The organism is Bradyrhizobium sp. USDA 4451 (genome assembly GCF_054822585.1).
Genome location: NZ_JBTRCH010000001.1, coordinates 481256 through 505542, shown reverse-complemented (window position 1 = coordinate 505542; position 24287 = coordinate 481256). Strand labels below are relative to the sequence as shown.

The 24287-nt window shown below is 65.2% G+C and carries 25 protein-coding genes; 13 read left to right on the top strand and 12 right to left on the bottom strand.

Annotation, left to right across the window (positions count from 1 at the left end; translation table 11 throughout):
- Window positions 1–62: 62 nt before the first annotated feature.
- On the bottom strand, window positions 63–1106 hold the full coding sequence (locus ACVMB0_RS02180; RefSeq protein ID WP_461345175.1) for a C-terminal binding protein: 1044 nt from the start codon (window positions 1104–1106) through the stop codon (window positions 63–65).
- A gap of 299 nt (window positions 1107–1405) precedes the next feature.
- On the opposite strand from ACVMB0_RS02180, the gene ACVMB0_RS02175 reads away from it, so the two are divergent.
- A complete protein-coding gene (locus ACVMB0_RS02175) occupies window positions 1406–3091 on the top strand; it encodes a methyl-accepting chemotaxis protein (RefSeq protein WP_461345174.1) in 1686 nt (561 codons plus the stop codon).
- A gap of 373 nt (window positions 3092–3464) precedes the next feature.
- Here ACVMB0_RS02175 and ACVMB0_RS02170 read toward each other — a convergent pair whose 3' ends face one another.
- The gene (locus ACVMB0_RS02170) at window positions 3465–3848 is read right to left on the bottom strand and encodes a nuclear transport factor 2 family protein (RefSeq protein WP_461345173.1); all 384 of its coding nucleotides are present in this window, start codon (window positions 3846–3848) and stop codon (window positions 3465–3467) included.
- Window positions 3849–3966: 118 nt separating this feature from the next.
- Between ACVMB0_RS02170 and ACVMB0_RS02165 the strand changes: the two genes are divergently transcribed.
- Complete coding sequence (locus ACVMB0_RS02165) at window positions 3967–4923, top strand: LysR family transcriptional regulator (protein WP_461345172.1); 957 nt, start codon at window positions 3967–3969, stop codon at window positions 4921–4923.
- On the opposite strand, the gene ACVMB0_RS02160 is transcribed toward ACVMB0_RS02165, so the two are convergent.
- Window positions 4920–5861 (bottom strand): DMT family transporter, encoded by a 942-nt coding sequence (locus tag ACVMB0_RS02160; protein ID WP_461345171.1) that lies wholly within the window; start codon window positions 5859–5861, stop codon window positions 4920–4922. The genes ACVMB0_RS02165 and ACVMB0_RS02160 overlap by 4 nt on opposite strands.
- A 247-nt stretch (window positions 5862–6108) precedes the next feature.
- Complete coding sequence (locus ACVMB0_RS02155) at window positions 6109–6954, bottom strand: metal-dependent phosphohydrolase (RefSeq protein ID WP_461345170.1); 846 nt, start codon at window positions 6952–6954, stop codon at window positions 6109–6111.
- Window positions 6955–7066: 112 nt separating this feature from the next.
- Between ACVMB0_RS02155 and ACVMB0_RS02150 the strand changes: the two genes are divergently transcribed.
- Window positions 7067–7471 (top strand): DUF1330 domain-containing protein, encoded by a 405-nt coding sequence (locus ACVMB0_RS02150; protein WP_461345169.1) that lies wholly within the window; start codon window positions 7067–7069, stop codon window positions 7469–7471.
- Between the two features lie 304 nt (window positions 7472–7775).
- Here ACVMB0_RS02150 and ACVMB0_RS02145 read toward each other — a convergent pair whose 3' ends face one another.
- A complete protein-coding gene (locus tag ACVMB0_RS02145) occupies window positions 7776–8399 on the bottom strand; it encodes a TetR/AcrR family transcriptional regulator (RefSeq protein WP_461345168.1) in 624 nt (207 codons plus the stop codon).
- A 73-nt stretch (window positions 8400–8472) separates the two neighbouring features.
- Between ACVMB0_RS02145 and ACVMB0_RS02140 the strand changes: the two genes are divergently transcribed.
- Window positions 8473–8877 carry a hypothetical protein gene (locus tag ACVMB0_RS02140; RefSeq protein ID WP_461345167.1) on the top strand — a complete coding sequence of 135 codons (405 nt, stop codon included), beginning with the start codon at window positions 8473–8475 and terminating at the stop codon, window positions 8875–8877.
- Here the strand turns inward: ACVMB0_RS02140 and ACVMB0_RS02135 are convergent.
- The 5 genes from ACVMB0_RS02135 to ACVMB0_RS02115 form a co-directional block, all read right to left on the bottom strand.
- The gene (locus ACVMB0_RS02135) at window positions 8874–10028 is read right to left on the bottom strand and encodes an alpha-hydroxy acid oxidase (protein ID WP_461349579.1); all 1155 of its coding nucleotides are present in this window, start codon (window positions 10026–10028) and stop codon (window positions 8874–8876) included. The genes ACVMB0_RS02140 and ACVMB0_RS02135 overlap by 4 nt on opposite strands.
- A gap of 211 nt (window positions 10029–10239) precedes the next feature.
- The gene (locus ACVMB0_RS02130) at window positions 10240–11049 is read right to left on the bottom strand and encodes an MlaD family protein (protein ID WP_461345166.1); all 810 of its coding nucleotides are present in this window, start codon (window positions 11047–11049) and stop codon (window positions 10240–10242) included.
- 244 nt (window positions 11050–11293) lie between these two features.
- Complete coding sequence (locus ACVMB0_RS02125; RefSeq protein WP_461345165.1) at window positions 11294–12220, bottom strand: DMT family transporter; 927 nt, start codon at window positions 12218–12220, stop codon at window positions 11294–11296.
- Between the two features lie 177 nt (window positions 12221–12397).
- Window positions 12398–12775: a hypothetical protein gene (locus ACVMB0_RS02120; RefSeq protein WP_461345164.1), complete on the bottom strand. Its 378-nt coding sequence runs from the start codon at window positions 12773–12775 to the stop codon at window positions 12398–12400.
- Between the two features lie 358 nt (window positions 12776–13133).
- Window positions 13134–13907 (bottom strand): LuxR family transcriptional regulator, encoded by a 774-nt coding sequence (locus tag ACVMB0_RS02115; RefSeq protein WP_456752438.1) that lies wholly within the window; start codon window positions 13905–13907, stop codon window positions 13134–13136.
- Window positions 13908–13988: 81 nt separating this feature from the next.
- Between ACVMB0_RS02115 and ACVMB0_RS02110 the strand changes: the two genes are divergently transcribed.
- Genes ACVMB0_RS02110 through ACVMB0_RS02100 form a run of 3 tightly spaced genes read left to right on the top strand, consistent with a single transcriptional unit; the run spans window position 13989 to window position 16226 of the window.
- Window positions 13989–14645, top strand: coding sequence for an acyl-homoserine-lactone synthase (locus ACVMB0_RS02110; protein ID WP_461345163.1), 657 nt, complete (start codon window positions 13989–13991; stop codon window positions 14643–14645).
- The gene (locus ACVMB0_RS02105) at window positions 14605–15969 is read left to right on the top strand and encodes a cytochrome P450 (RefSeq protein ID WP_456752440.1); all 1365 of its coding nucleotides are present in this window, start codon (window positions 14605–14607) and stop codon (window positions 15967–15969) included. The genes ACVMB0_RS02110 and ACVMB0_RS02105 overlap by 41 nt, the downstream gene beginning before the upstream one ends.
- Window positions 15970–16022: 53 nt before the next feature.
- Window positions 16023–16226: a hypothetical protein gene (locus ACVMB0_RS02100; protein WP_456797325.1), complete on the top strand. Its 204-nt coding sequence runs from the start codon at window positions 16023–16025 to the stop codon at window positions 16224–16226.
- 21 nt (window positions 16227–16247) lie between these two features.
- Here ACVMB0_RS02100 and ybaK read toward each other — a convergent pair whose 3' ends face one another.
- Window positions 16248–16730 carry a Cys-tRNA(Pro) deacylase gene (gene ybaK, locus ACVMB0_RS02095; RefSeq protein WP_461345162.1) on the bottom strand — a complete coding sequence of 161 codons (483 nt, stop codon included), beginning with the start codon at window positions 16728–16730 and terminating at the stop codon, window positions 16248–16250.
- 350 nt (window positions 16731–17080) lie between these two features.
- Here ybaK and ACVMB0_RS02090 point away from each other — a divergent pair, with 350 nt between their 5' ends.
- The 6 genes from ACVMB0_RS02090 (at window position 17081) to ACVMB0_RS02065 (ending at window position 23443) form a co-directional block, all read left to right on the top strand.
- The gene (locus ACVMB0_RS02090) at window positions 17081–18373 is read left to right on the top strand and encodes an adenylosuccinate synthase (protein WP_461345161.1); all 1293 of its coding nucleotides are present in this window, start codon (window positions 17081–17083) and stop codon (window positions 18371–18373) included.
- A gap of 35 nt (window positions 18374–18408) precedes the next feature.
- Window positions 18409–19962, top strand: a complete 1554-nt coding sequence (locus ACVMB0_RS02085; RefSeq protein WP_461345160.1) for a hypothetical protein — start codon at window positions 18409–18411, stop codon at window positions 19960–19962.
- A 198-nt stretch (window positions 19963–20160) separates the two neighbouring features.
- Complete coding sequence (locus ACVMB0_RS02080; protein ID WP_461345159.1) at window positions 20161–20595, top strand: DUF5413 family protein; 435 nt, start codon at window positions 20161–20163, stop codon at window positions 20593–20595.
- Between the two features lie 149 nt (window positions 20596–20744).
- Window positions 20745–22367 (top strand): inorganic phosphate transporter, encoded by a 1623-nt coding sequence (locus tag ACVMB0_RS02075; RefSeq protein WP_461345158.1) that lies wholly within the window; start codon window positions 20745–20747, stop codon window positions 22365–22367.
- Window positions 22368–22424: 57 nt separating this feature from the next.
- Window positions 22425–22793, top strand: a complete 369-nt coding sequence (locus ACVMB0_RS02070) for a Crp/Fnr family transcriptional regulator (protein WP_456752446.1) — start codon at window positions 22425–22427, stop codon at window positions 22791–22793.
- 86 nt (window positions 22794–22879) lie between these two features.
- On the top strand, window positions 22880–23443 hold the full coding sequence (locus ACVMB0_RS02065) for a DUF4112 domain-containing protein (RefSeq protein ID WP_456752447.1): 564 nt from the start codon (window positions 22880–22882) through the stop codon (window positions 23441–23443).
- A 55-nt stretch (window positions 23444–23498) separates the two neighbouring features.
- Here ACVMB0_RS02065 and ACVMB0_RS02060 read toward each other — a convergent pair whose 3' ends face one another.
- On the bottom strand, window positions 23499–24161 hold the full coding sequence (locus ACVMB0_RS02060; RefSeq protein ID WP_461345157.1) for a hypothetical protein: 663 nt from the start codon (window positions 24159–24161) through the stop codon (window positions 23499–23501).
- Window positions 24162–24287: the final 126 nt, after the last annotated feature.

The window sequence follows — 24287 nt, the reverse complement described above, 5'->3', positions numbered from 1 at the left end:
GTGCGCCCGCCGCGCGAAGGGCCCGCATCAGACGGGCCCTCGCGCGAAGAGCGGCGTTCCGCCTAGCTGTTCGGACCGCGATCCATGCTGACCGGTTGCCAGCGGCGCAGCGCGGTGTCTTGCAGCACCGACGGGTTCACGCAGCTTACCGGCCACATGCCTTGCAGCACTAGTGACAATTCGTAGCCCACCCGGCGCTTGCGTGCCTCGTCAAAACGTGCCGAGGCCGAGGCAACATGGGCGGTCAAGGTAACATTATCCATCCCGAGCATCGGATTGTTGTGCGACGGCGGCTCCTTTTCCAGCACGTCGAGCGCGGCATGGGCGATCCAGCCTTCCTGGAGCGCCTTGATCAGCGATTCCTCATCGACGGTGGCGCCGCGCCCGGTGTTGATGAAGACAGCCGACTTTTTCATCTGGCGAAAATGCTTCTCGGTCAGCATGTGATGCACTTCGGGCCGCGCCGGGGCGTGCATCGAGACGAAATCCGACTGCGACAGCACCTCCGACAAGGTCGAGGGGATCACGCCGTGGTCGTACATCAGCGTTTCCTGGATGAAGGGGTCGTAGGCCATCATCCGGAGCCCGAACGGCGCGGCGCGCTTCGCGACCGCGCGGGCGACCCGGCCGAACGAGATGAAGCCGAGCGTCTGGCCCATCAGCCGCGGAATCTTCAACAGCGCCGAGCGGCCCTCGGACCAGCGGCCGCTGCGCACCATCTTGTCCTGCTCGATCAGGCGGCGGAAGGCTGACAGCAGCAGCATCATGGCGTGGTCGGCCACTTCCTCGATGAAGGTGTCTGGGATGTTGGTGACGGGGATGCCGCGGGCGGTCGCGGCCTTGACGTCGACCGAGTCGACGCCGACGCTGCCGAGCGTGATCACCTTGCAGTTCTCCAGCGCGTCGATCACAGCCTTGGTGATCGGCATGCCCTTGGCGTAGATCGCGTCCGCGGTGCGGGCGGCGGCGATGAATTCGGCCTCGTTGGCCGGCGCCTCGATGATCTCGGCGCCGATCGGATCGAGCGCCTCGCGCTCGTAATCATAGCCGCCGCCGGCGACCGTGAAGCTCGCGCCCTTCGGCGTCACCACCCTGAATTTCGACATTGTCTGCTCCCGATGTGAGGTCTTCTGTTCTTGCTTCTTGCTGGTTTGTTTCTTGGTCTTGGTGCTTGGTCTTCTTGATTCTTGTCTTCTAGATTCTTGGAGCGCGGCTTGTCGCGCCGCCTTGCCATACTTCTACGCGAGCTCTGCTGTTCTCTCCACAATTGCCGGTTGGTCCGCGGGCGGATTCTCCGGGCTTCTACGGGGAACCTGCGTAACCATCGGGTAAAGGGTCTCACATTACGGTGAATGGAATCAATCCACCAATCGCGTCGCGTTCCCCGCCTCTTCTGGAGATCCCCGTGAAGCTGTCAAATCTGAAGATCACCCCCAAGCTCGGCATTCTGGTGGGGGTGGCGCTCCTTGGCCTCTGCACGGCCGGCATCCTGGCAATCAATCTGATGCAGCGTGAGATGACGAATGCGCGCATCGACCAGGCCAAGGCCATGGTCGAGATGGCCAAGAACATGGCGGCGAGCCTCAAGAAGGATGTCGACGCCGGAAAGATGACCAAGGAGGCGGCACTCGCCGAGTTGAGCAAGCGCGGCAACGCGATGACCTACGACAATGGCTCGGGCTATCTGTTCGGCACCGACTACAACGGCATCACGGTGCTGGCGCCCGATCCGAAACAGGTCGGAACCAACCGCATGGACGTCGTGACCAACGGCCGCAAGCTGTCGCAGGAGCTGATGGACGGCGTGAAGGCCAAGGGCGACATCCTCTTGTTCTATGAATATGTGAAGCCCGGCCAGGAGACGCCGATCCGCAAGCTCGGCTACGCCGTCGCGGTCCCCGGCTTCGACATGTATCTCGGCACCGGCGCCTATCTCGACGATATCGACGCCAAGATGCGCCCCATTGCCTGGCTGCTCGGCCTTGCGATCATCGGCATCGGCGTCATCTCGAGTTCGGTGGCCTGGCTGATCGGGCGCAGCATTTCCCGGCCGCTGAACCTGCTCGGTGCCCGCATGCGCGACATCGCGGACGGCAAGCTTGATGGCGACATTCCCGGCGTCGGCCGTGGCGACGAGGTCGGCGGGATGGCGGCAACCGTCCAGGTCTTCAAGGACAATGCGATCCGTATCCGCGGGCTCGAGCAGGCCGAGGCCGAGACCCAGGCGCGCGCCGCATCCGAGCGCCGCAACGCGATGCAGAACCTTGCGAGCGATTTCGAGCGCAGCGTGAACGGCATCGTCCGCACGGTGGCCTCCGCCGCCGCCGGCATGCAGACCACGGCACAGTCGATGACCGCGACCGCCAGCGACGCCAGCGCGCGGGCCGCGACGGTGGGCGCCGCCTCCGACTCGGCCTCCAACAATGTCGGCACCGTTGCCGCCGCGGCCGAGGAACTCTCCAGCTCGGTTGCGGAGATCTCCCGCCAGGTGGCGCGCTCCAGCGAGGTCGCGAGCCGGGCGGTGGCCGACGCCGAGCGCACCAACGCGACGGTGCAGGCGCTCTCCACCGGCGCCGAGAAGATCGGCGAAGTGGTCAAGCTGATCCACTCGATCGCGGCGCAGACCAATTTGCTCGCGCTCAACGCCACCATCGAGGCGGCGCGCGCCGGCGAATCCGGCCGCGGTTTCGCCGTGGTGGCTTCCGAGGTGAAGGCCCTGGCCAACCAGACCGCCAAGGCGACCGAGGAGATCTCGGCGCAGGTCGCGGCGATGCAGGCCTCCACCGGCGAGGCGGTGACCTCGATCGGCGGCATCACCGCGACCATCGCGCAGATGAGCGAGATCACGGCCTCGATCTCGACCGCGATCGACCAGCAGGGCGATGCGACGCGCGAGATCGCACGCAACATCCAGCAGGTCGCGGCCGGCTCCAGCGAGATTTCCGCCCATATCGGCGGCGTCACGTCAGCGGCCGCCGCCACCGGCACCGCGGCCGGCGACGTGCTGTCGAACGCGCGCGAGCTCGACACCCAGTCCGGCATGCTGCGCAACGCGGTCGACGAGTTCCTGGAGAAGGTGCGCGCGGCGTAACGGATTGCGCAGGGTGAGTTAGCCAAAGGCGTAACCCACCCTGCGCTTCTCGCATCCGTCATCCTGAGTGCGAGCGGAGCGAGCCTCGAAGGATGTACGGCCCGGCCGGTGGCCGTCGATCCTTCGAGACGCGCGCAACGGCGCGCTCCTCAGGATGACGGAGTTGGGAGATTTGTCGTTTCGCTACTCGCAGAAGGGCGGCGCTTACTGCCACTCCCGCGCCGTCGCAGGGGCGCGCTGCCAAATATCGAAAAACAACCCCATGCAAAGGAACCGGAGCCGGCCGGCCTGCGACTGGCCGGCTCACCACCGGCCGACTTGACACGTCGGCAAATCAGTGTCGTATTTCTAATATTCCGAAAAATGTCGGGCGTTACGATCCCTCCGGAAACACCTGCGCGACGTGAAACGCCTTGGTGGTGATGAGCCACCGGCCATCGATCCGGTGAAACACCAGATGGTCGATCAAGCCGGTCTGGCCGGCCCTGACGCGCACCTTGGCGATGGCCAGATCGGGCGCGGTCTGGTCGACGCTGATGATCGCCTCCTCGCGCGGCGATTTCATCGACGCCGGCGAGGGACGGCTCTGGATGAAGTCGCGGAATTCCGCGGCCGAGCGCACGGTGTGCTTGCCGTCCCGGATGCCGTGCACGATGGCGGCATCGGCGAACACATCGCGGAACCGGCTGTCGTCGACTTCATACATCAGGTCGAAATATCCATCGATCGCGGCTGCGATGGCCTGGATGTCGCTCATTGCAAAATCTCCTCAGGCGATGATGTGGCGGGGGCCTCATCTGCGCCGACAGTGGCCGATCTGGTGGCGGAGTGCTACGACTGGGCGGTCATCTCTTGGATGACCGAGAGACATCGGCATGGACGAAGTTGACGGTCGGCTGGTCGGCGGCCTGGTGGTGCTTGCGGCGCTGGCGGATGCGCGCAGTTTCGGCCGCGCCGCCGAACGGCTCGGCATGACGCAATCCGGGGTCAGCAAGGCGATCGCCAAGCTCGAGGCGCGCCTCGATGCCAGGCTGGTTCACCGCACCAGCCGCGCCGTCGAGCTCACCGAGGACGGACGCGCGCTGGTCGAGCGGGTCGCCGCGCATCTCGCCGGGATCGGCGAGGCGGCGGCGGAGACCTCGAAATCGCGCGATGCGGTACGCGGCAGGCTGCGGGTCAATGTCGACCCGCTGTTCTCCCGCATGGTGCTGTCGCCGAAGCTGAGCGAATTCCTGCTGCACAATCCCGGCATGGAGCTGCGGATCGAGACCCGCGACCGGATCGCGGACCTGGTCAGCGACGGGTTCGATCTGGCGGTGCGTTTCGGCGAGCCGGCGCCGTCCGCGCTGATTGCGCGCCGCGTGCTCGATGCGCGCGTGCTCACCGTGGCCTCGCCAGTCTATCTCGAGCGACACGGCCGGCCGCGCGATCCGCGGGAGCTGGCGAGCCGCGACCATCAGTGCATCCTGGCCATCGATGCGGCGACCGGTCGCCCGTTCGATTGGGAGTTCCGGCGCGGCGGCGAGGTGGTGCCGGTCGCGGTCAACGGCCGGCTCACCGTGACCGATTCAGGCACCAAGCTCGGCGCTTGCCTCGCCGGCTTCGGCATCGCGCAGGTGATCGATATCGGGCTCGACGATCATCTGAAGAGCGGCGCGCTGATCGATCTGTTTCCGGACTGGCCCGACGAGCGCTTTCCGCTCTACGTCTATTACGCCTCGCGCAGCCACGTGCCGGCCAAGGTGCGGCGGTTTATCGACTTCATCACGGAAACGCTGGCGGCAAGGCCGCAATCGCCACGCAAATCCGCCGGCCTGCGCAAGGTCGGCTAGCCCTTTGCCGATCCTTGCCGCGAAGCGATGATGACGCCGGCGAGCACCAGCGCGTAGCCGATCAGGTGGAACGGCGCCAGCGTCTCGCCGAGCAGCAGGATCGCCATCGCCGAGCCGAACACCGGCACCAGATGGAAGAACGGCGCGGCGCGGTTCGGCCCGATCAGCGCGACGCCGCGGTTGAAGAACAGATAGGCCAGCGTCGACGGGAAGATCAGCACGTAGCCCAGCGTCGCAAAGGTCAGGATGTCGAGCTTCAGCGTCACGCCGTTCAGGAATTCCCAGATTGCCACCGGCAGCAGCATCAGCGCGCCGCAGCAGGTGGTGAACGAGATCAGCGAGAGCTGATGGATCTTCGGGCGGCGCGGGATCAGCGCCGAATAGAGCCCGAACGACACCAGCGAGGCGCCGAACATGATGTCGCCGCGGTTGAAAGAGATGCTGGCGAGCGCCGAGAAGTCGCCGCGCAGGATGATGGTCAGCACGCCGGCCAGCGAGATCGCGATGCCGGCCAGCTGCGCCGGCGTCAGCCGCACGCCGAACAGGATCAGCGACCAGAGCGCCACGAACAGCGGGCCCGCCGACTGGATCAACAGCGCGTTCAGCGCCTCGGTGTACTGCATCGCCCAGTAGGAGATCGCGTTGTTGAACGCGAACCCGACCGCCGACAACAGCAGCATCAGCGGCAGCGCCCCGCGCAGCTTCGGCCAGTCCGCTTTCAAATGCGGCCAGGCGAACGGCAACAGGATCAGGAACACGCCGAACCAGCGGATCGTGGTCAGCGTGACCGGCGGCACATGGCTGCCGACATGCCGCGCCAGCACGATGTTGGCGGCCCAGAACAGCGACGTCAGGCTGAGCAGCAGATAGGGCTGGTTGTTGAGCCAGTGCAGCGGGGAGCGGCGCGGGGTGGTGGAAGGTGCGGGCAAGGCGGTCATTGTTCGGCGGATGTTGTGCCCGAATCCGCTGCTGCGACAAGATGAGAGTGCGGATTGGAGCCATGCGTGGCCGAACTCGACAGCACTCGCGGCAGCACGAGAACTGGATTCCGTCATCCTGAGGAGCGCGTAGCGCGTCTCGAAGGATGCACGGCCCGGCCGGTGGCCATCGACCCTTCGAGACGGCCGCGGTGCGGCCTCCTCAGGGTGACGGGACTAGCTCGTGCACGTGTCTCGAAAACCCCGCCTATTTCTGCGGTCCCGACAGCGAGATGTCGCGCTCGGCGCGAAACACGTTGCTGTAGAGATTGGCGATCCATTGCCGGCCGCTGGAGGTGATGTTGAGGTGGCGGATCGCCTTTTGCACATGCGGCGCGACGCTGTCCCAGTAGAAGCGCGGATAGAGATCGACGAGATCGGCCGGCGAATCGTAGCCGAGCTGGCGGTTCAGTCCGGCCTCCTCGAATTCGAGGTACAGCGCGTTGGCCTTGCGGATGTAATGGGGATCGCCGAGCTGGCCGATCAGATCGGCAGCCCGCAGCAGCGTCGCCTCTTCGCCGAAATCCTCATCGTCATCGGGAGCGGTGAGCGGAAAACGGGTGCCCTCGATGGCGCGCGCGATGCGCTCCTTGTCGAGCTGGGGGACGCCCTTGAGCCGCTCCATTACGAAGATCTTGGAGCGGTTGACGTGACAGGACATCAGCGCCGCATCCGACGAGCCGCGCGGCAGGATCACCTTGCGGCCGTCGGCATCGACCAGATAGCCGGTCTGGTCGTCGGCGTCGAACAGTCCGCGCACATAGCCGATGTCATGGGTGAGGCAGGCGATGATGACATGCGCGTAATCCTCGGCGCTCATGTGCGAATGCAGCGCGCGGCCGCGCAGGATGTCGTGGCCGGCCAGCGTCACCAGCATGGTATGCTCGACATTGTGATAGAGCGCATCGCTGTTGCCGATGCATTCGAGCGCGATCCGCGCGATCGAGGGCACCATCTCGACCAGCTCGGTTTGCGACGAGCCGAACCGGCGCTGCATGTATTCGCCGAGGAATTTGCCGAGCGCGTCGGCCGCAAGTTCGGGAAGGGTCATCACGGCATTGACCTCCGAGATCGGGGGGTGAGCTTACGGCCTGCCGGCATTTCAGGGTAGTCCCGCGATGTGACATAATCGTTGCGGCCGGGCCGTTCCGGCCCGGGAGCAGGTGATGGGCGTCGATCTCTTGAACGTCAAAGGCCTGAGCGAACTGGATCGCCAGGCGCCGGTCGTGATGGTCAACCTGATGCGATTTCGTGCGCGGTCGCTCGACGGCGACGGTTCGGGCTGGGACGCCTATCTGCGCTACAGCGCGCTCACCGTGCCCATGATCAAGGCGCGCGGCGGCACGTTGCTCTGGACCGGCAATGCCGAGACGGTCGCGCTCGGCGAGCCGACCGGCCAGCGCTGGGACTATCTCGCGCTGGTCTACTACCCGAGCGTCGCCGCCTTCATCGACATGATGACCTCGGCCGACTACGAGACGCTGTGCGACCCGCATCGCCGCAATGGCTGCGAGGAGCACGTCATCATCGCGACCCGCGAGGCCTACAGCAAGTTCAAGGTGGGCGCGTAGAGACGCGCCTCCTCTTGACTGCCCCCGCGTCTGCAAACCCATCTCCGTCATCCTGAGGAGGCCGCAACGCGGCCGTCTCGAAGGGTCGACGGCCCCACTGTGGCCGATTCATCCTTCGAGACGCCGCTTCGCGGCTCCTCAGGATGACGGGTCTATCTTCGTCACTGCGAGCCACCCGGTCGGCGCGAAGCGCCGCCGGATGACAGGCTCCGCGAAGCAACCTATCGCACGGCACACGCGGAAGCATGGATTGCCTCGTCGCTACCGCTCCTCGCAATGACGGCGGCGAAAGCTTCACATCCTCTCAGGATGACGGGTTTGAGAGCCTGAGCTGCGCCAGCGCCGCGCGGCAGGCCGATTGCACCACCCGGCAGACTTCATCCTTCGACCGCCCGGCGCTGAGCGAGGCGAAGGTCGGGTAGCTCGTCAGCGCGAAGATCAGGTCGACGGCGTCCCGGCGGGCCTGCGGTGAGGCGCTTTTGTCGGCGATGCGCTCGATCAGCGCGCTGACGCCGCGGCGGCGGCGCTCGTTGCGCTCGCGGATCGCCTCGGCGAATTCGGGATCGGTCGCCATCGCGTCGTGCAGGCGTCCGACCGCGGAATCCCGGCTCCAGAAGCCGCAGAAGATTTCGACCATGCGGTCGAGCGCGGCGCGCGGATCGGCCATCGCCATGGCGTCGGCCAATTGATGCAGCCCGCCATGACGCGCGATCTCGTCGAACACCGCTTCCAGCAGCCCGCGCCGCGAGCCGAACTGGTTGTAGACGGTCAGCCGGGTCACGCCGGCGGCCTTCGCCACCGTATCCAGCGAGAAGCGAGCGATGCTCTCGCCTTCGCGCAGCGTGCGCGAGGCGGCCTCGATCACGCGCTCGCGCGTCTCGGCCGCGGCGGCGCTGCGCGCCGGGCTCACATAGCTGCGCGGCGGCATCGGCAGGCCTTGCTTTCGTCATATTGACTATACATTATGTATATCTAATTCCAATGCCGTTTGGAGCGAGATCATGCAGACCGTCCTCATCATAGCGCTGTCCCTTCACGTCCTGTCATCGGTGTTTTGGGCCGGCTCCAGCTTCACGTTGGCGCGCACCGGCGGCCTCGGCGGCGAAAAGCTGCTGATTCCGCAGATCGGTGCCGCGACCGTTGCGATCGTGACCGGCGCCACGCTGTGGCACCTGGTTCATGAAGGTACGTTCGCGTTGTCGGAGCAGATTTTGGCCGGCGGCGCGACCGCAGCTCTGGCTGCGATTGCCGTGCAGATCATCGTCGGTGGTGGCGCAATCAGGCAGTTGCGCAGCGAAGCGGGTGATGTTTCAGCCGCCCGTTCGCGGCTCGCTGTCGCGCAGCGCATCGCAGCCGGCCTGCTCGCTATCACCGCGCTCTGCATGGGCGCGGCGCGCTATGCCTAGAACTTCCGCACCAGGTCCGGGGTGATCTCTTTCAGGCTGCGGATCCCGAGCAGCGCCAGATCGCGGTCGATCTCGGCATGCAAGAGCGAGATCGCGCGCGCCACGCCGGCCTCGCCGGCGACCACGGCGGCATAGAGGAACGGACGGCCGACCCAGACGAAATCCGCACCGAGCGCCAGCGCCTTGATCACGTCGGTGCCGCGGCGGATGCCGCCGTCGACCATCACGGTCATGTCGCCCTTCTGCGCCGCGATCTCCGGCAGCGTGCGCAGCGCGGAGACGGTGTAGTCGAGCTGGCGGCCGCCATGGTTGGAGACCATCACGCCGTCGCAGCCATGCTCGCGCGCCAGCCGCGCGTCTTCCGGCGAGATCAGTCCCTTGACCACGAGCTTGCCGGGCCAGCGCTTGCGGATCAGCTCGACATGCTTCCAGGCGAGCTGGTCGCGGCTGCCGATGTTGCGCATCAGGTTCTTCGACAGCACCGGCGGGCCCTGCTTGGCGTCCATGTTCTCGAAATGCGGCATGCCGTGGTTGAACACGGTGCGGGCCCAGGTGTTGAGCAGCCAGTCCGGATGGGTGATGGTGTCCCAGAACACTCGCGGGGTGATCTCGAGCGGCACCTGGAAGCCGTTGCGGATGTTGTTCTCGCGGTTGGGCGGCACCGGCACGTCGGCGGTGACGACGAAGGTGTCGTAGCCGGCCGCCGCGACCCGATCGACCAGCGGCTCGATCCGCTCGGGGAGGCCGGCGAGATAGGCCTGGTACCAGGCCTGCTGATTGGCGGCGCGGACGTCCTCAAGCCGGATCAGCGAGGAGGCCGAGAGGATCATCGGGACATTGGCGGCTGCCGCGGCGCGCGCCAGCACGATGTCGCCGCGATAGGCGCACAGCGCTGAGGAGCCCATCGGCGGAATCCCGAACGGCGAGGCGTAGCTCCTGCCGAACAGCGTCGTGGTCTGGTCGCGGCCGGAGACGTCGTTCAAGACCCGCGGCACGAAGCCGTATTCGTCGAACGCCCTGCGATTGTCTGACCGCGCGGTGTCGGTCTCGGCGCCGCCGCAGATGTAGCCGTAGAGGAATTTCGGCAGCAGCCGCCGCGCCTGCGGCTCGAAATCGTCGAGCGTGAGATAGCGCCGCAGATGCCGGGGCACGGCGGGCGCTGCGCGGTTGACGGTGGCGGGAGGCGGGGAAAGGGCTGCGGTCCGGTCGTGCACGTCTGATGTTTCCGTTGTTCTTGGTTCTTGACACGGCAGTCTAGAGCACGAACCGGACAAGTGCGAAGCGGTTTTGCTTCGCGGCAAACGCGGAACGCGTTGCGCGGAGATCATGGTTCAACACAGGGCTGAAGCGCGCTGACGTGCCTTAGCGCCTGGCGGCGGGCCCGGCAATTTTCGCGTTGAACGCGTTGACGGACTGGCTGACGTCGCTGAGCGTCTTGCGCGTCTCGGCGATCATGGCGCCGGATTTCTTGTCGAAACTCTGGATCAGCTCGCGCAGCGAAATCACGGTCGGCAGCAGCTCGCCGCCATATTTGTCGCTGCCGAAGCTCTTCAGGAATTTGTCGGCCGAGGTCATCTTGGCGTCGACTGCGCTGATGCCGTCGTCGGCGGCGTCGATGAAGCCGGCGATCAGTTCGCCATTGCCTGACAGCGAGTTGGTGAAGTTCTCGAGTCCGAGCAGCGAGTCCTTGATGTCGGCCTCGTTCTCGGTGATGACGCGGTCGACATTGCGCAGCGCGACCCGCAGCTTCTCCTGGATCCCCATGGTGCCTTCGGCGTCGGCGGTCAGCTCCGGAATGCCGTCGGCGCCGACGGCCGGCGGCGGCGCCTCGTCGGTGCCGCCGGTGAAGGAGATCGAGGCGATCCCGGTGAGGCCCTGGAATTCGAGGCCGGCCTGGGTGTCCTTCTTGATCGGGGCGTTGCCCTCGATCCGCGTCATCGCCACCACGCGGTGACGGTCGAGCCGGATCGAGACCACCTCGCCGATCCGCACGCCGGCGAAGTTGACGCTGGCGCCGCGGCGCAGGCCCGACGCCGAGCCCTCGAACACGACGCGGAACGGCACCATCCGCTTGATGCCGGCATAGCGCTGATAGCCCAGCCAGCCGCCGAGCGAGCCGGCGACGAGGGCCAGCGTCAGGGTGCCGATCATGAGATTGCTGGCGCGCGCCATGCGTGAAACCTGTCCGCGAAGCAGAAGGCCTCAAGACATAGCGGATTTGCCGCCGATAGTCATCGCGCCCGTGCTTGCCTCTCCCCGCGTGCGGGGAGAGGCCGGAACGCATGCAGCGCAGCGGAATGCGTTCCGGGTGAGGGGGAGTCTCCGCGCATTCATCTCTTGCCGACTCTGCGGAGCGAGCCCCTCACCCTGACCCTCCCCCGTAAGAACGGGCGAGGGAAAAGATGCACCCGAAGGATCAGGCCGACTGCTGCCGCGATGCCGCGAACACGCCGGCCAGCACCAGCGCGAAGCCGATGAAATGAAAGGCCTGCGGATGCTCGCCGATGAACACGATCGACATGATGGTGCCGAACACCGGAACCATGTGGAAGAACGGCGCGGCGCGATTGGCGCCGATCAGCTGCACCCCGCGGTTGAAGCACAGATAGGCCAGGGTCGAGGGGAACACCGCGACATAGAACAGCGACAGCAGGTTGTTGGTCGTGAGCTGCATCACCGGCCGCGCGCCGAGTTCCCAGACGAAGAACGGGATCAGGACCAGCGCGCCGCAGCCGAAGGTGAAGGCGGCGACCGACAGGCCGTGGATCTTGGGCCGCTTCAAGGTCAGCACCGAATACAGCGCGAAGATCACCAGCGCGACGGTGAAGATCAGATCGCCCTTGTTGAAGTCGATCTTCGACAGCGTGGTGAGATCGCCGTGCAGCAGGATGACGAGCACGCCGCACAGGGACAGCAACACGCCGCAGAGCTGCGCCAGCGTCAGCCGGCTGCCGAGCAGGATCAGCGACCATACGGCCACCACCAGCGGCGCCGCCGATTGCAGGAGCAGCGTGTTCAGCGCCTGGGTGTGCTCGAGCGCCCAGTATTGCAGCGTGTTGAAGGCGCTGATGCCGGTGATCGACAGCAGCATCATGATGCCGAGATTGCTGCGGATCGCGGGCCAGTCGCGGACCAGGTGCTTCCAGGCAAACGGCAGGATGATCAGGAACGCCGCCGACCAGCGCAGGAACGACAGCGTCACCGGCGGGATATGGCCGGCGGCGAGCCGCCCGACGATCGCATTGCCGGCCCAGCACAGCGCGGTGATGCTGAGCAGCAGATACGGCTGGTTGGCGATCCAGGAGCCGGAGGCAGGCGTTGCGGTGGAATCGGAGGCAGACATTCGATGAGGCCCGGGTTCACGACGCCGCGGCCCGCCCGGCTGATGGCGCCGGGCCGGTATCGATTTCCCCGGCTCCTGTCACAGACACGGATTCCGCCATTCCATCAATGGGGATGGACGCATCGCGACCATGCGCGAAGGCCCCTTACGCGGAGCCCGGCGGCGTTTTGCCCGCCCCTACCGCGGCGCGGTCTGGCGCTTGACGATCTGCTCGGCGAGCTCGATCAGGATCCGCTTGGTGTCGGGGTCCTGCACCTCGCGGAACACCCGCAGCATGCGCAGTTCGAGCAGGGATTGCAGCGATTCCGCGGCCTGGCCGCCGTGGGTCTGCGCTGTCGCGGCGGGCCGGCGATTGAGCATGTCGGCGGCGATCCCGAGCATCTCGGCTACGGTCGCCAGGCGGCCGGTATCGACTTTCACCGTGCCGTCCACGCCGTTCTTTTGCAGCGAGGCGCCCGCGCACAGGATCGCGGCGAGATCTGCCTGCGACAGCCCGATCGCGCGCCAACGCGCCTGCACCAGTTGATCGATCTGGTCGTCCTGCGATGTGCTCATGGTGCGCTCAGGCGATCTCCAGCTACGTCCGTGGGCAGCAATTCCCCGAGATGGATTGGTAGCAAATGGAACTGCGGTTCGTCGTGACGGGACTTCTACGGATCATCGGGATCGACGACTGGTCGTGCCGCAACCGGCGGCGTACAGGTCGATCCGCGCCTCCACGACGGCCGGGCCGTCGTGGAGGGCGGGCGGTATTGTCCGCGCCCATGGTCTGAGATGCGCGCTTTCGCGTCATCCGGCTTTCGCCTTATCGGCCTGACCTTATTACCAAGAGCGCGCCCGAATGCAACCTTGGAGGGATGGTTGAAAAGAGCCCAATCCTGATGTGTGACCTCATCATATGTCGCGGCGTCGCTCACAGGTCGATGATCCCGAGCGCGATGCTCTTGGCCACCCCGTGCGTCTTGTTGGAGGCCTCGAGCTTGCGCAGCGCCTGCTTGATGAAGCCTTCCACCGTCTCCGGCGAGATGCCGAGGATCTGCGCGGTGTCGGCCACGGTCTTGCCGCGCGCGGCCCAGGCGATCACTTCCTTTTCGCGGCCCGTGAGCTTGATGGTCTCGGCGGCGTCGGCAGGTTTCAGGATGGTCGGTGCGTTGCGCTGGTCGCGGTTGACGATGTCCATCGCCCGCTGCACCCAGTAGATCATCAACAGATGCAGTTCGTGACGATGGCAGATGAACAGCTTGTCGAACTCGCGCTGCTCGTCTTCCCAGAAGAACACCGTCGAGCTCGAATGCACGGCGCCGAGCCGGTCGCGATAGTGGAACGGCACCACGAAACCGTCCCTGAATCCGAATTCGCGGGCGGCATCCATCGTCTTGGCCTCCGGCGCGCGCTTGTGCCCGCTTCGCTCCGGCAGCTTCAGGCTGCTCCAGCTGAACGGCGTGTTGGTGCGTCGCGACCGCGCCAGCGCCGGATCGGCGTGGACGAACTCGTTTTGCACATACGCCCGCTTCCAGGCGTCGGGAAATGTGCCGACGTGGTAGGGCAGATCGAGATCGGGCCGGCCGGCATCGACAAAGGCGAAGCCGGAGAAGCCGTAGTCCTGGACAATACGGTGCAGGGACGAGCTCAGCTCGTCGATGGTATCTGACGCCTCGATGGTCGAAATCGCGTCTACCAGGCCCATTGCCTAAAACCCCCGGTTTCCGGGGGTATCACAGTTGACCCCTTTTGTCCCAGATGTTCCCGCATTTGGAGGAAGGGACAAATGCTTTATTCATTGAACGGCTTTCACGCGCTCATTACCAGGGAAGAACTTGATCCGGCCCATGTCGAGGCGATGATGCGGCTGCGCAAGCGGCTGTTCGTCGACCATTGCGGCTGGCTTCTGACCACGACCGGGGATGTCGAACGCGATCAGTTCGACTGCTGGTATACCGAGCACTGCCTGTTGTTCTCCGGGGTCGAGCTCGTCGGCGGCTTCCGGGCGATCCGCACCGATCATCCCTATCTCACCAAGTCGGTGTTCCCGCAGCTTGCGGTGCTGCGCTTTCCGAGCAGCCGCGAGGTGTGGGAGATCAGCCGTTTCGGCGTGCTGTCGAACGTCGCGCGGCCGCAGGCGGCACGCGTCAACTATGCGCTGATGTTCCGCTTCGCCGAGCTGCGCGGCGCGAAGGCGCTGGTGGCGCTGGCCGACCTTTCCTATGAGCGCTTTCTCACCCGCATGGACATCCGCACCCGCCGCTACGGCCCGCCGCAGGTGATCGGCAACGATCGCACGGGCCGCCCGCTGACGGCGCTCGCCGGAGAAATCCCGCTCGGTCTCGCCGACAATCCCGGCCTGACCAAATTCCTCGACCTTGGACGGCAATTGGAGATCCACGATGCCACACATGTTCTCGGACGTTCGAGCATTCCAGCGTGATCCGCTGCGCCTGTTGCTGACGCGCGGCAACGAGGCCGAGCTCGGGCTCGTGCCGTTGCGGCTCGGTCCGGCACCGGTGTTGCTGGTGAACGATCCCGGCCTGCTGCGCCCGATCCTCAAGGCGCCGGAGACCGATATCGGCAAGGGCAAGCTGATCAAGAAGCTGACCCCGGTGCTCGGCCGCAGCTCGCTGATGCTGAGCGGCGAGGAGCACAAGCGGCGGCGGGCCGTGCTGCAGAAGCACATGGCCAAGGGCAGCGTCGAGAAATTCCTGCCGCATATGTGCGCCGAGATCCGCGCGGTCGGCGCCAGCCTGGCGCGGCTCGGCTCGTTCGATCCGCACCACGTCACCGCGATGCTGGCGCTGCGCACGATCTGCGTCGCGATCTTCGGCTCCCAGGTGATGTCGTCGGGCGACGAGGAAGCCCTGGTCCAGGCGGTCGGCACCATCGAGGACGATCTGGCCGAGGAGATGTTCCGCGCCCTGCCGTTCGGTCCGCTGGCCTGGTACCGGCGTCGCCAGAACCGGGTCTGCGCCAAGCTCGCGATGTCGGCCGTAGTGCAGCGCCTGCGCCGCAAGGCGGGCTCGAGCAGCGCGCTGCGCGATCTCGAGGCGCTCGGCCTGACCGATCGCGATCTCGAGGACGAGATCCTGACCCTGCTGCTGGCCGGCCATCACACCACGGGCTCGACGGCGGCGTGGATGTTCTACCAGATGGCCGCCAACCCGGCCCTGATGGACGAGATCGCCGACGAGGCGGCGGAGTGCCTTGGCGATGACGGCGAGCTGCGGCTCGACGCGGTGAAACACGCCAATCTGAGCGCCACGCTGGTCAAGGAGGTCTGCCGGCTCTATCCCAGCGCCTGGTGGTTCTCGCGTGAGGTGATGCAGCCGGTGACGATCGGCGGACGCGACCTCAAGGTCGGCACCTCGCTGTTGATCTGCCCCTGGCAATTGCAGCGCGACGGCAGGCATTTCGAGGAGCCGGACCGCTTCCTGATGACGCGGCGCTACAACACCGACGCCTTCATCCCGTTCGGCGCCGGCCCGCGCGCCTGTGCCGGCATGGGAGTTGCGATGCTCGAGCTGCAATTGCTCGCGCTCGAGATCGCCGCCGCCTATCGCTTCACCGCCGTCACGCCGAATCCGGCGCCGTGGCCGAAAGCCTCGGTGACGCTGATTCCGCCGCCGATGAAGATCGACATCGAAGTTCGCGAGGTGCCGTCGCGCGTCCCGCATCTCGGCGAGGAAGCGGAGCATCTGCCTTACATTCCACCGGTCGCCGCGGCGTCCATCAGCACACTACAATCGGTATCCCCATGACAACTCAGATAACAACGGCCAGCATCGGGCAAAGGGCCATGGATCAAGTGCAAGTGCGCAGTCTGCGAGACGTCATCGCTGTCTTGATCGAGCAACGCAGCATCGTGACGGCGGCCGGCGCAGGCTTTGCCGCACATCTGCTCGACCTCGCGATCATGCAGCTCAGGCTCAACGTCAACGATATTTCGGCAGAGGAACTGACCGGCCTGTCCGACTTCGTCGGCGCGGAGTTTTCCCGCGACAAATCCTCGCATTGATCGCGATCATCGGACTTCGGGTCAGTCCTGCATCGCCACCAGCGCCTTCATGGAGGCGCCGGCGGCAAGCGCGGCGTCGTTCGGATCGATCTCGATCTGCAGGCCGCGCTGGCCGCCATTGACGAACACGGTGACGTGGGTGAGCGCGGTCTCGTCGATCGCGGTCGGCACCTTCCTCTTCTGGCCGAACGGGCTGATGCCGCCGACATGGTAGCCGGTCAGCCGCTCGGCATCGGCCGGGCGCATCATCCTGGCCGACTTGCCGCCGAGGGCCGCGGCAAGCTTCTTCATGCTGACCTCGCGGTCGGACGGCACCACGGCGCAGACCGGCTTGCCGTCGACTTCCGCCATCAGCGTCTTGAGCATGCGGCTCGGTTCGACGCCGAGCGCCTCGGCCGCCTGCAGGCCGATGCTCTCGGCGCTGGAATCGTAGACATAGGTGTGGAGCTTGAAGGCAATGCCGAGCTTGCGCAGTGCCATCGTCGCTGGTGTCGAATTGGGCATGGATCCTGCCGGTTGATCGGGCTGAATGATCGCCGCAACGGGCCCGGCGATCAATCGGCCGTACGACCAGCTTCGGGCCGCGCCAACATTAAATTGTCGCCAGCCCGGTTCCGTCAGGGGCCGCATGGAATTTTCAGGGGATATCAAAGGGTTGTAGCTCGTCTAAAAGGCGTAAACGACCCCCTTCTTGCTTGCGCAGCCGAGCCGCTTCCGTTATCCGGTAGGCGCCTTGCGTGCGCGCGGTCCGGCGCCGCGATTGGGGCTGGACATACCAATGCATGATCGCTGTGGGCGGACGCGTTTTCGCCGCGATCATGGTCTCTGAAACACCTGAAGGGAACATCTTCGCAATGGCCAATGTTGTCGTCGTCGGCGCCCAATGGGGTGACGAAGGGAAGGGCAAGATCGTCGACTGGCTGTCGGAACAGGCCGACATCGTCGTGCGCTTCCAGGGCGGCCACAATGCCGGCCATACGCTGGTGATCAATGGCGAGACCTACAAGCTGGCGCTGCTGCCCTCCGGCGTGCTGCGCCCGAACAAGCTCGCGGTGATCGGCAATGGCGTGGTGTTCGATCCGCAGGCGTTCCTCGACGAGGTCGCCAAGCTCAAGGGGCAGGGGGTTGCGGTCGGACCGGACAATCTGCGCATCGCCGAGAACGTCACGCTGATCCTGCCGCTGCATCGCGAGCTGGATTCGCTGCGCGAATCCTCCAACGCCATCACGTCGATCGGCACCACCCGCCGCGGCATCGGCCCGGCCTATGAGGACAAGGTCGGCCGCCGCGCCATCCGCCTGATGGACCTCGCCGACCTCGACACCCTGCCGCACAAGATCGAACGCCTGCTGGCGCACCACAACGCGCTGCGCCGCGGCCTCAATCTGGAGGAGATCGACGGCAAGGGCATTCTCACCGAGCTGACGGCGATGGCGCCGAAGCTGCTGCCCTATGCCGAGACGGTATGGAGGCTGCTCGACCTCGAGCGCCGCGCAGGCAAGCGCATCCTGTTCGAGGGCGCGCAGGGCGCGCTGCTCGACGTCGACCACGGCACCTATCCCTATGTGACGTCGTCCAACACCGTGGCGGGGCAGGCCGCGACCGGCACCGGCCTCGGCCCGGGTGCGGTCGGCTATGTGCTGGGCATCTGCAAGGCCTACACCACCCGCGTCGGCCAGGGTCCGTTCCCGACCGAGCTGCATGACGAGATCGGCGAGGAAATCGGCCGCCGCGGCAAGGAATTCGGCGTCAACACCGGGCGCAAGCGCCGGGTCGGCTGGTTCGACGCCATGCTGGTGCGGCAGACCGTCCGCACCTGCGGAATTGCCGGGCTGGCGCTGACCAAGCTCGACATTCTCGACGGCTTCGACAGCATCAAGGTCTGCATCGGCTACAAGCTCGACGGCAAGGAAATCGACCATCTGCCGGCGGGCGAGGGCGCGCAGGCCCGGGTCGAGCCGGTCTATGAGATCATCGAGGGCTGGAAGCAGCCGACCGCCAATGCGCGGTCCTGGGCGGACCTGCCGGCCCAGGCCATCAAATATGTCCGCCGGGTCGAGGAGCTGGTGGGGTGCCCGATCGCCCTGCTGTCCACCAGCCCGGAACGTGAAGATACTATTCTGGTACAGAATCCGTTCGAGGCTTAACGGGATATTACCTATATCCCTCCAATTGTGTGGAAATGGCTGACTACTACCCGCTGATCGCCCGCGCCATCGCCGGATTGGACCCCAACGCCCCCGGCGAAGCCCGCCGCGCGCTGTATGCGCGGGCGCGAACGGCGTTGATCCAGCAGCTCCGCGGCGTGCAGCCGCCGCTCTCCGAATCCGAGATCACCCGGGAACGGCTGTCGCTGGAGGAGGCGGTTCGCAAGGTCGAGTCCGAGGCCGCGCAGCGCGCCCGCGACGCCTCGCGCCCGGGCGGCGGCGGTGCTGCCCGTAGCAGCCGCGCCAACGCCAGGCCGCCGGAGCCAGGTGCACGGCCCGAGGCCGGTTCCGCCGACCCTGCCGCGCGTGCGCGGCCACCGGCCGAGCCTCGTCCGCCGCGCAATCTGCGCCCCGATGCAGCGCCGCCGGCCCCGCCGCGGCCGCAAAACCCGCCCGCTCCCGAGACCCAGGCGCCGCAGGCCCGGCCGCCGGGTCCGCCGCGCCGCGGTCCGGAAGGCGCGCCGCCGCCGGCCGCACCGGGCGTTCGCGGCTTCCGCGACATCACCGCCGATGCCGACGATCTCGGCCGTGCTGCGGCGCAAGCCAGCCGCAACGCGCGCAAGACCTACGCCAACGTGCCATCGCCCTCGCCGGAATTCGACCGGCTCGAGCCGAGCCTGGAAAACCGCGGCGGCGATCCCGAGGCGCCATATTCCTACGACGAGTCGATCGAAGAGGCCGAGCGCTACACGCCGCAGCCGCCGGGGGCGCCGCCGCAGCGCTCGCGCGTCAGCAATGCCGAGCGCGAGCCGAAGAAGCCGCGCGTCGGCTCGATGTTCCCGTTCAAGACCGCGATCGTGATCGGCATCCTGCTGATCCTGGTCGGTACCGGCATCCTGATGCGGCAGCAGCTCACCACTCTGGCCAGCAGCCTGTTCACGTCCTCTTCTCCGGTCGAGGCGCCGAAGGATGCTTCGACGGCGCCCGCGAGCAAGAAGATCACCGACCGCGTCGGCCAGCCGTCGTCGTCGGGCGAGCCGGTCGCGCCAGTGGCGCAGCGCGTCGTGCTCTATGACGAGGACCCGTCGGATCCGAAGGGCAAGCAATATGTCGGCTCGGTGGTCTGGCGCACCGAGCAGGTCAAGGGCTCGGGCAACCAGAAGCCCGACATCGCCGTGCGCGCCGACATCGACATCCCCGATCGCAAGTTCAAGATGACGATGTCGTTCCGCCGCAACACCGATTCATCGCTGCCGGCGAGCCATACCGCGGAACTGACCTTCATCCTGCCGCAGGACTTCGCCAATGGCGGCGTCGGCAACGTGCCGGGCATCCTGATGAAGTCCAACGAGCAGGCGCGCGGCACGCCGCTGGCCGGCCTCGCGGTCAAGGTCACCGACGGCTTCTTCCTGGTCGGCCTCTCCAACGTCGACGCCGACCGCTCGCGCAATCTGCAGCTCCTGAAGGAGCGCTCCTGGTTCGACGTGCCGCTGGTCTACACCAACCAGCGCCGCGCCATCATCGCCATCGAAAAGGGCGCCCCCGGCGAGCGGGCGTTCAACGACGCGTTCGCGGCGTGGGGTGAGTAAAGCCCCTCGCCCTCACCTCGCTGCACGACGTCATCGCCCGGCTTCGTCCGGGCGCTTCCGTATCGCAGCGACATAGGCGGCGGATTGTTGCAGCGCATCGACGCGCCGACTCGCCAACATTTGCCGGGCGCATTCTATTTTCCCTAGAACCATCGCGTGGCTGCGTTACACTTGGCCGACGTCGGGCAAGGGCACGCCATGAAACGCTATCTGATCTTCGCAGCCATCGGGCCGTTCATCGGCGGCTTCCTGCTGCTGCTGATGACCACCTATCAGTCCGGCTACTGGACCGAGACCAATGGCGGCGAGGTGACGAAGCTGCTCGTCGTGTTCGTGAAGTCGCTGCAATACAACTATCTGTTCGGCATCGTGCCGTCGCTGATGTTTGGCGCGATCGACGACATCCTGATGCATGTGCGGCGGATCGCGCCGACGGTGCGGATGCTGCTGGTCGGCGCGGTGGCGTTCGTCGGCGCGGCGCTGACCTACGCCTCGCACGGCTCCGAGAGCGGCGCGGTGCAGTTCATCCTGTACGGGATGGTCGGCTTCATCCCGGGCGTGATCACGTCCTGGCTGGCGCACAAATATGCCGAAGAGCTGCATGCGCCGGCTGAGCCGGCATCGCAGCATTAGCGCCAGTTACAGCAATCCTATCAACGCATTAGGTGCTGGCCGCGCGCGGCTGTGCTATCCTTCACGTAACTGTCACATGGGCGTCATGTAAACGTAGTCCCAATGTCACATGGCCGCTTTTGTCCTCCCGCGGCTATGAGGGCATTTACATGAGCGATTTGGCGTTACCTGGTTCGATCGAGCCTGCGCGGCGTGGCGGGCCTGATCTCGAGAAGGGCTTTCATCCGCTTACCGGCATCATCTATCTGGGCGTTATCGGCGCCGCGCTGCTGTTCGTGGCCTACAGCATCTACGCCGATGTCGGGTCGACCGGCGCGGGCAAGACCTCCTATGCGGCGTTTCTGCTGCTGTTCGTTGCGCTGTTGATCTCGCTCGGCTTCGAATTCGTCAACGGCTTCCACGACACCGCCAACGCTGTCGCGACCGTGATCTACACGCGCTCGATGCCGGCTCACATCGCCGTGGTCTGGTCGGGCTTGTTCAATCTGATCGGCGTCCTGCTTTCCAGCGGCGCCGTCGCGTTCGGCATCGTCTCCCTGCTGCCGGTCGAATTGATCCTCCAGGTCGGCAGCAGCGCCGGCTTCGCCATGGTGTTCGCGCTGCTGATCGCCGCGATCATCTGGAACGTCGGCACCTGGTATTTCGGACTGCCCGCCTCGAGCTCGCACACCCTGATCGGATCGATCATGGGCGTGGGCATCGCGAACGCCCTGATGCACGGCAGGGAAGGGACGTCAGGCGTGGATTGGTCGCAGGCGGTCAATACCGGCAAGGCACTGCTGCTGTCGCCGCTGTTCGGATTCATGCTGGCCGCGATCCTGCTCTTTGGCCTTAAGAGCGTGCTGCTGCGCGCGACGCCAAAGCTGTTCGGCGAGCCGAAGGGCGATCAGCCGCCACCGTGGTGGATCCGCGGCATCCTGATCCTGACCTGCACTTTGGTCAGTTTCTTTCACGGATCGAACGACGGCCAAAAGGGCATGGGCCTCATCATGCTGATCCTGATCGGCGTGGTGCCGACGGCCTATGCGCTCAACCGCGCGATGCCTGCCAGCCAGATCGAGGCGTTCACCGCGAACTCGGCGGCGGCGAGCAAGGTGATCGAGGACAGAGGCGCCGATCGAAAGATCGCGGGCAATCCGCGTCCGGCGGTGACGAACTACATCACGCTCCGGCAGCTCACCGACGAGACCTATCCCTCCCTCGCCGTTCTGGTCAGCGAGATCCGCGACCAGGTCGTGCAGTACGGGTCGCTGGCGAAATTCCCGGCCGAGACCGTCGGCAACACGCGCAACGACATGTATCTGGTGTCGGAGGCGTTGCGCCTCCTGATGAAGAGCAGCGACCACGGGCTGAGCGATGCCGATGTCGCGACGCTCAATCGCTACAAGGGCTCGCTGGATTCCGCCACTAAATTCATTCCGTCCTGGGTGAAGATCGCGGTCGCCATCGCGCTCGGCCTCGGCACCATGGTCGGCTGGAAACGCATCGTCGTGACAGTCGGCGAGAAGATCGGCAAGACCCATCTGACCTACGCGCAGGGCGCCTGCGCCGAGATCACCGCGGCTGCGACCATCGCCGCGGCGGACGGCTACGGCCTGCCGGTGTCGACGACGCATGTGCTGTCGTCGGGCATCGCAGGCACCATGACCGCGAACGGCTCCGGCCTGCAATGGTCGACCATCCGCAACATCGCGATGGCCTGGGTGCTGACCTTGCCGGTCGCGATGCTGATCTCGGGCACGCTCTACTTCGTGTTCGCGCATTTATTCTAGCCGGAGCCGCAGACAACAGGGACGTCTGCGTCCCGGTTCGGAGAAAGGGAATTTAAAGTGGCAGACGCAAGCTTCAGCCTTCTGACAGGCAACGATATCGAAACGCGGCTGGTGCGCGCCGGCGGCGTGATTTTTCGCGAAGGTGAGCAGGCCAACGAGCTGTTTGTGATCAAGAGCGGCTATGTGCGCATCCAGGTCGGCAACAAGACCATGGCGGACCTCGCGCCCGACACGATCTTCGGCGAAATGGCGTTGATCGACAACGAGCCGAGGAGCGCGACCGCGACAGCGCTCACCGATGTCGAACTGGTCCCGGTCTCGGAAAAGCAGTTTCTCTTCCTCGTCGGCCAGACGCCGCATTTTGCCTTGAAGGTGATGAGGACGCTTGCGCAGCGGCTGAGGACCATGAACAAGGGCGTGTATTAGGTAACCGGCCTGCAACGTGACTGAGTGGTAACGTGACTCAGTGGTAATGTGACGCAACTTGAACCGCTTGCCTGCGTTACCATGTGATGGCCATGCCCGAGGACGACATCTTCACGCCCCACGCCACCCGATCGCGGCCGCCCTTCGGCGGGGCGCAGGCGCGCGGCAAGGTGATCGATCAGGACGGGCGCGAGCTCGGCGATGGCCCGCTGCATCCGCAGTTCCGAGGTTCGCAGTTTCAAGGCTTTCAGGACGGCTTCCGCTTCGACTTCCGCAATTCCAGCGCCAATCCGTTCGGCAATCTGACCCGCGAGGAGCGGCTCAAGCGGCTTGAGATGATCGCAAGGCTGCTCGACGTCGCCTTCGTGGTGCCGGGCACCAATGTCCGCTACGGCATCGACGGGCTGATCGGCCTGATCCCGGTGGTCGGCGATATCATCACGACCGCGATCTCGCTGTGGCTGGTGCGCGAGGCGCGGCTGCTCGGTGCGCCCTGGCACATCACCGCGCGGATGCTCGCCAATGTCGCGGTTGACGGCGTGATCGGCATGGTGCCGGTGGCCGGCGACGCCTTCGACGTCATGTTCCGCGCCAATATCCGCAATGTGCGGATGCTGCGGCGCTGGCTGGACAAGCAGCCGCGACTTTAAAGCGCGATGACGCGGTATTACGGCGCGAGCTTGAACAGGTGGTGTTGGAGGAGATTTAAGGCTTCGGAACCTCTGTCAGCTCTTTGTCTGAATAAAAATATCCCGTCGGGATTCCCGGACACGGCTCGAAAGTATCCATAGGCTTCGTGATAACCGCACAAATCTTCGTGGCCCAAAGCTTCTGAGCAGGAGTATTTCCCCCAACATATATCGCCAAGGCCAACAGGTATCCTCGCTTAGTGCCATTGGATATCGCGGCGACATCCTCCTTGGATATCCGCAAATTTGATAAAGTAATGCCCATTCCTCTGGAAACAGGCGTTGCTCCTTTATGGAGAGTTGAGTTTTTTATGGCGTCGGACCGCTCAGCTGTTAGGGCTGTCTGGATGTCCAAAAGATCATTTTCTGTGACTACGATCCCCCCCGAAATAAAAACAGAGACGGCGTCAATATCTCTGGTATTGGAAAATTGTATCGATGCAATCTCCGACTTTTCGTCATACTTTATGCCAGCGAATTCAAGTCTGGGGCCGCTTTCTAACTCTAGATGCCCTGCGATCTTGTCGAGAGTTGCGTCGGTGCCTCTCAATTCCCAGAAGAGAGCTGCAGCGGTGCTGAATCCGATAATTAGAAAAGCGGCTACCCAAATCCATTGAGCGCGAGTGCCGGAAGCTGGCGGTCTAATTGACACCCAAACCCCCATAATCGTGAGAGCCACAGGGCCAGCCGTCGCGGATGCTTGAATTAGAATACTTAGCATGCCTTACGGCATATCGGAGTCGCGCAATTATTCCGAGTCCCTTCAGGAAGTGAGACATCGGAAGTTGCCGCAAGCGCCTCTTGT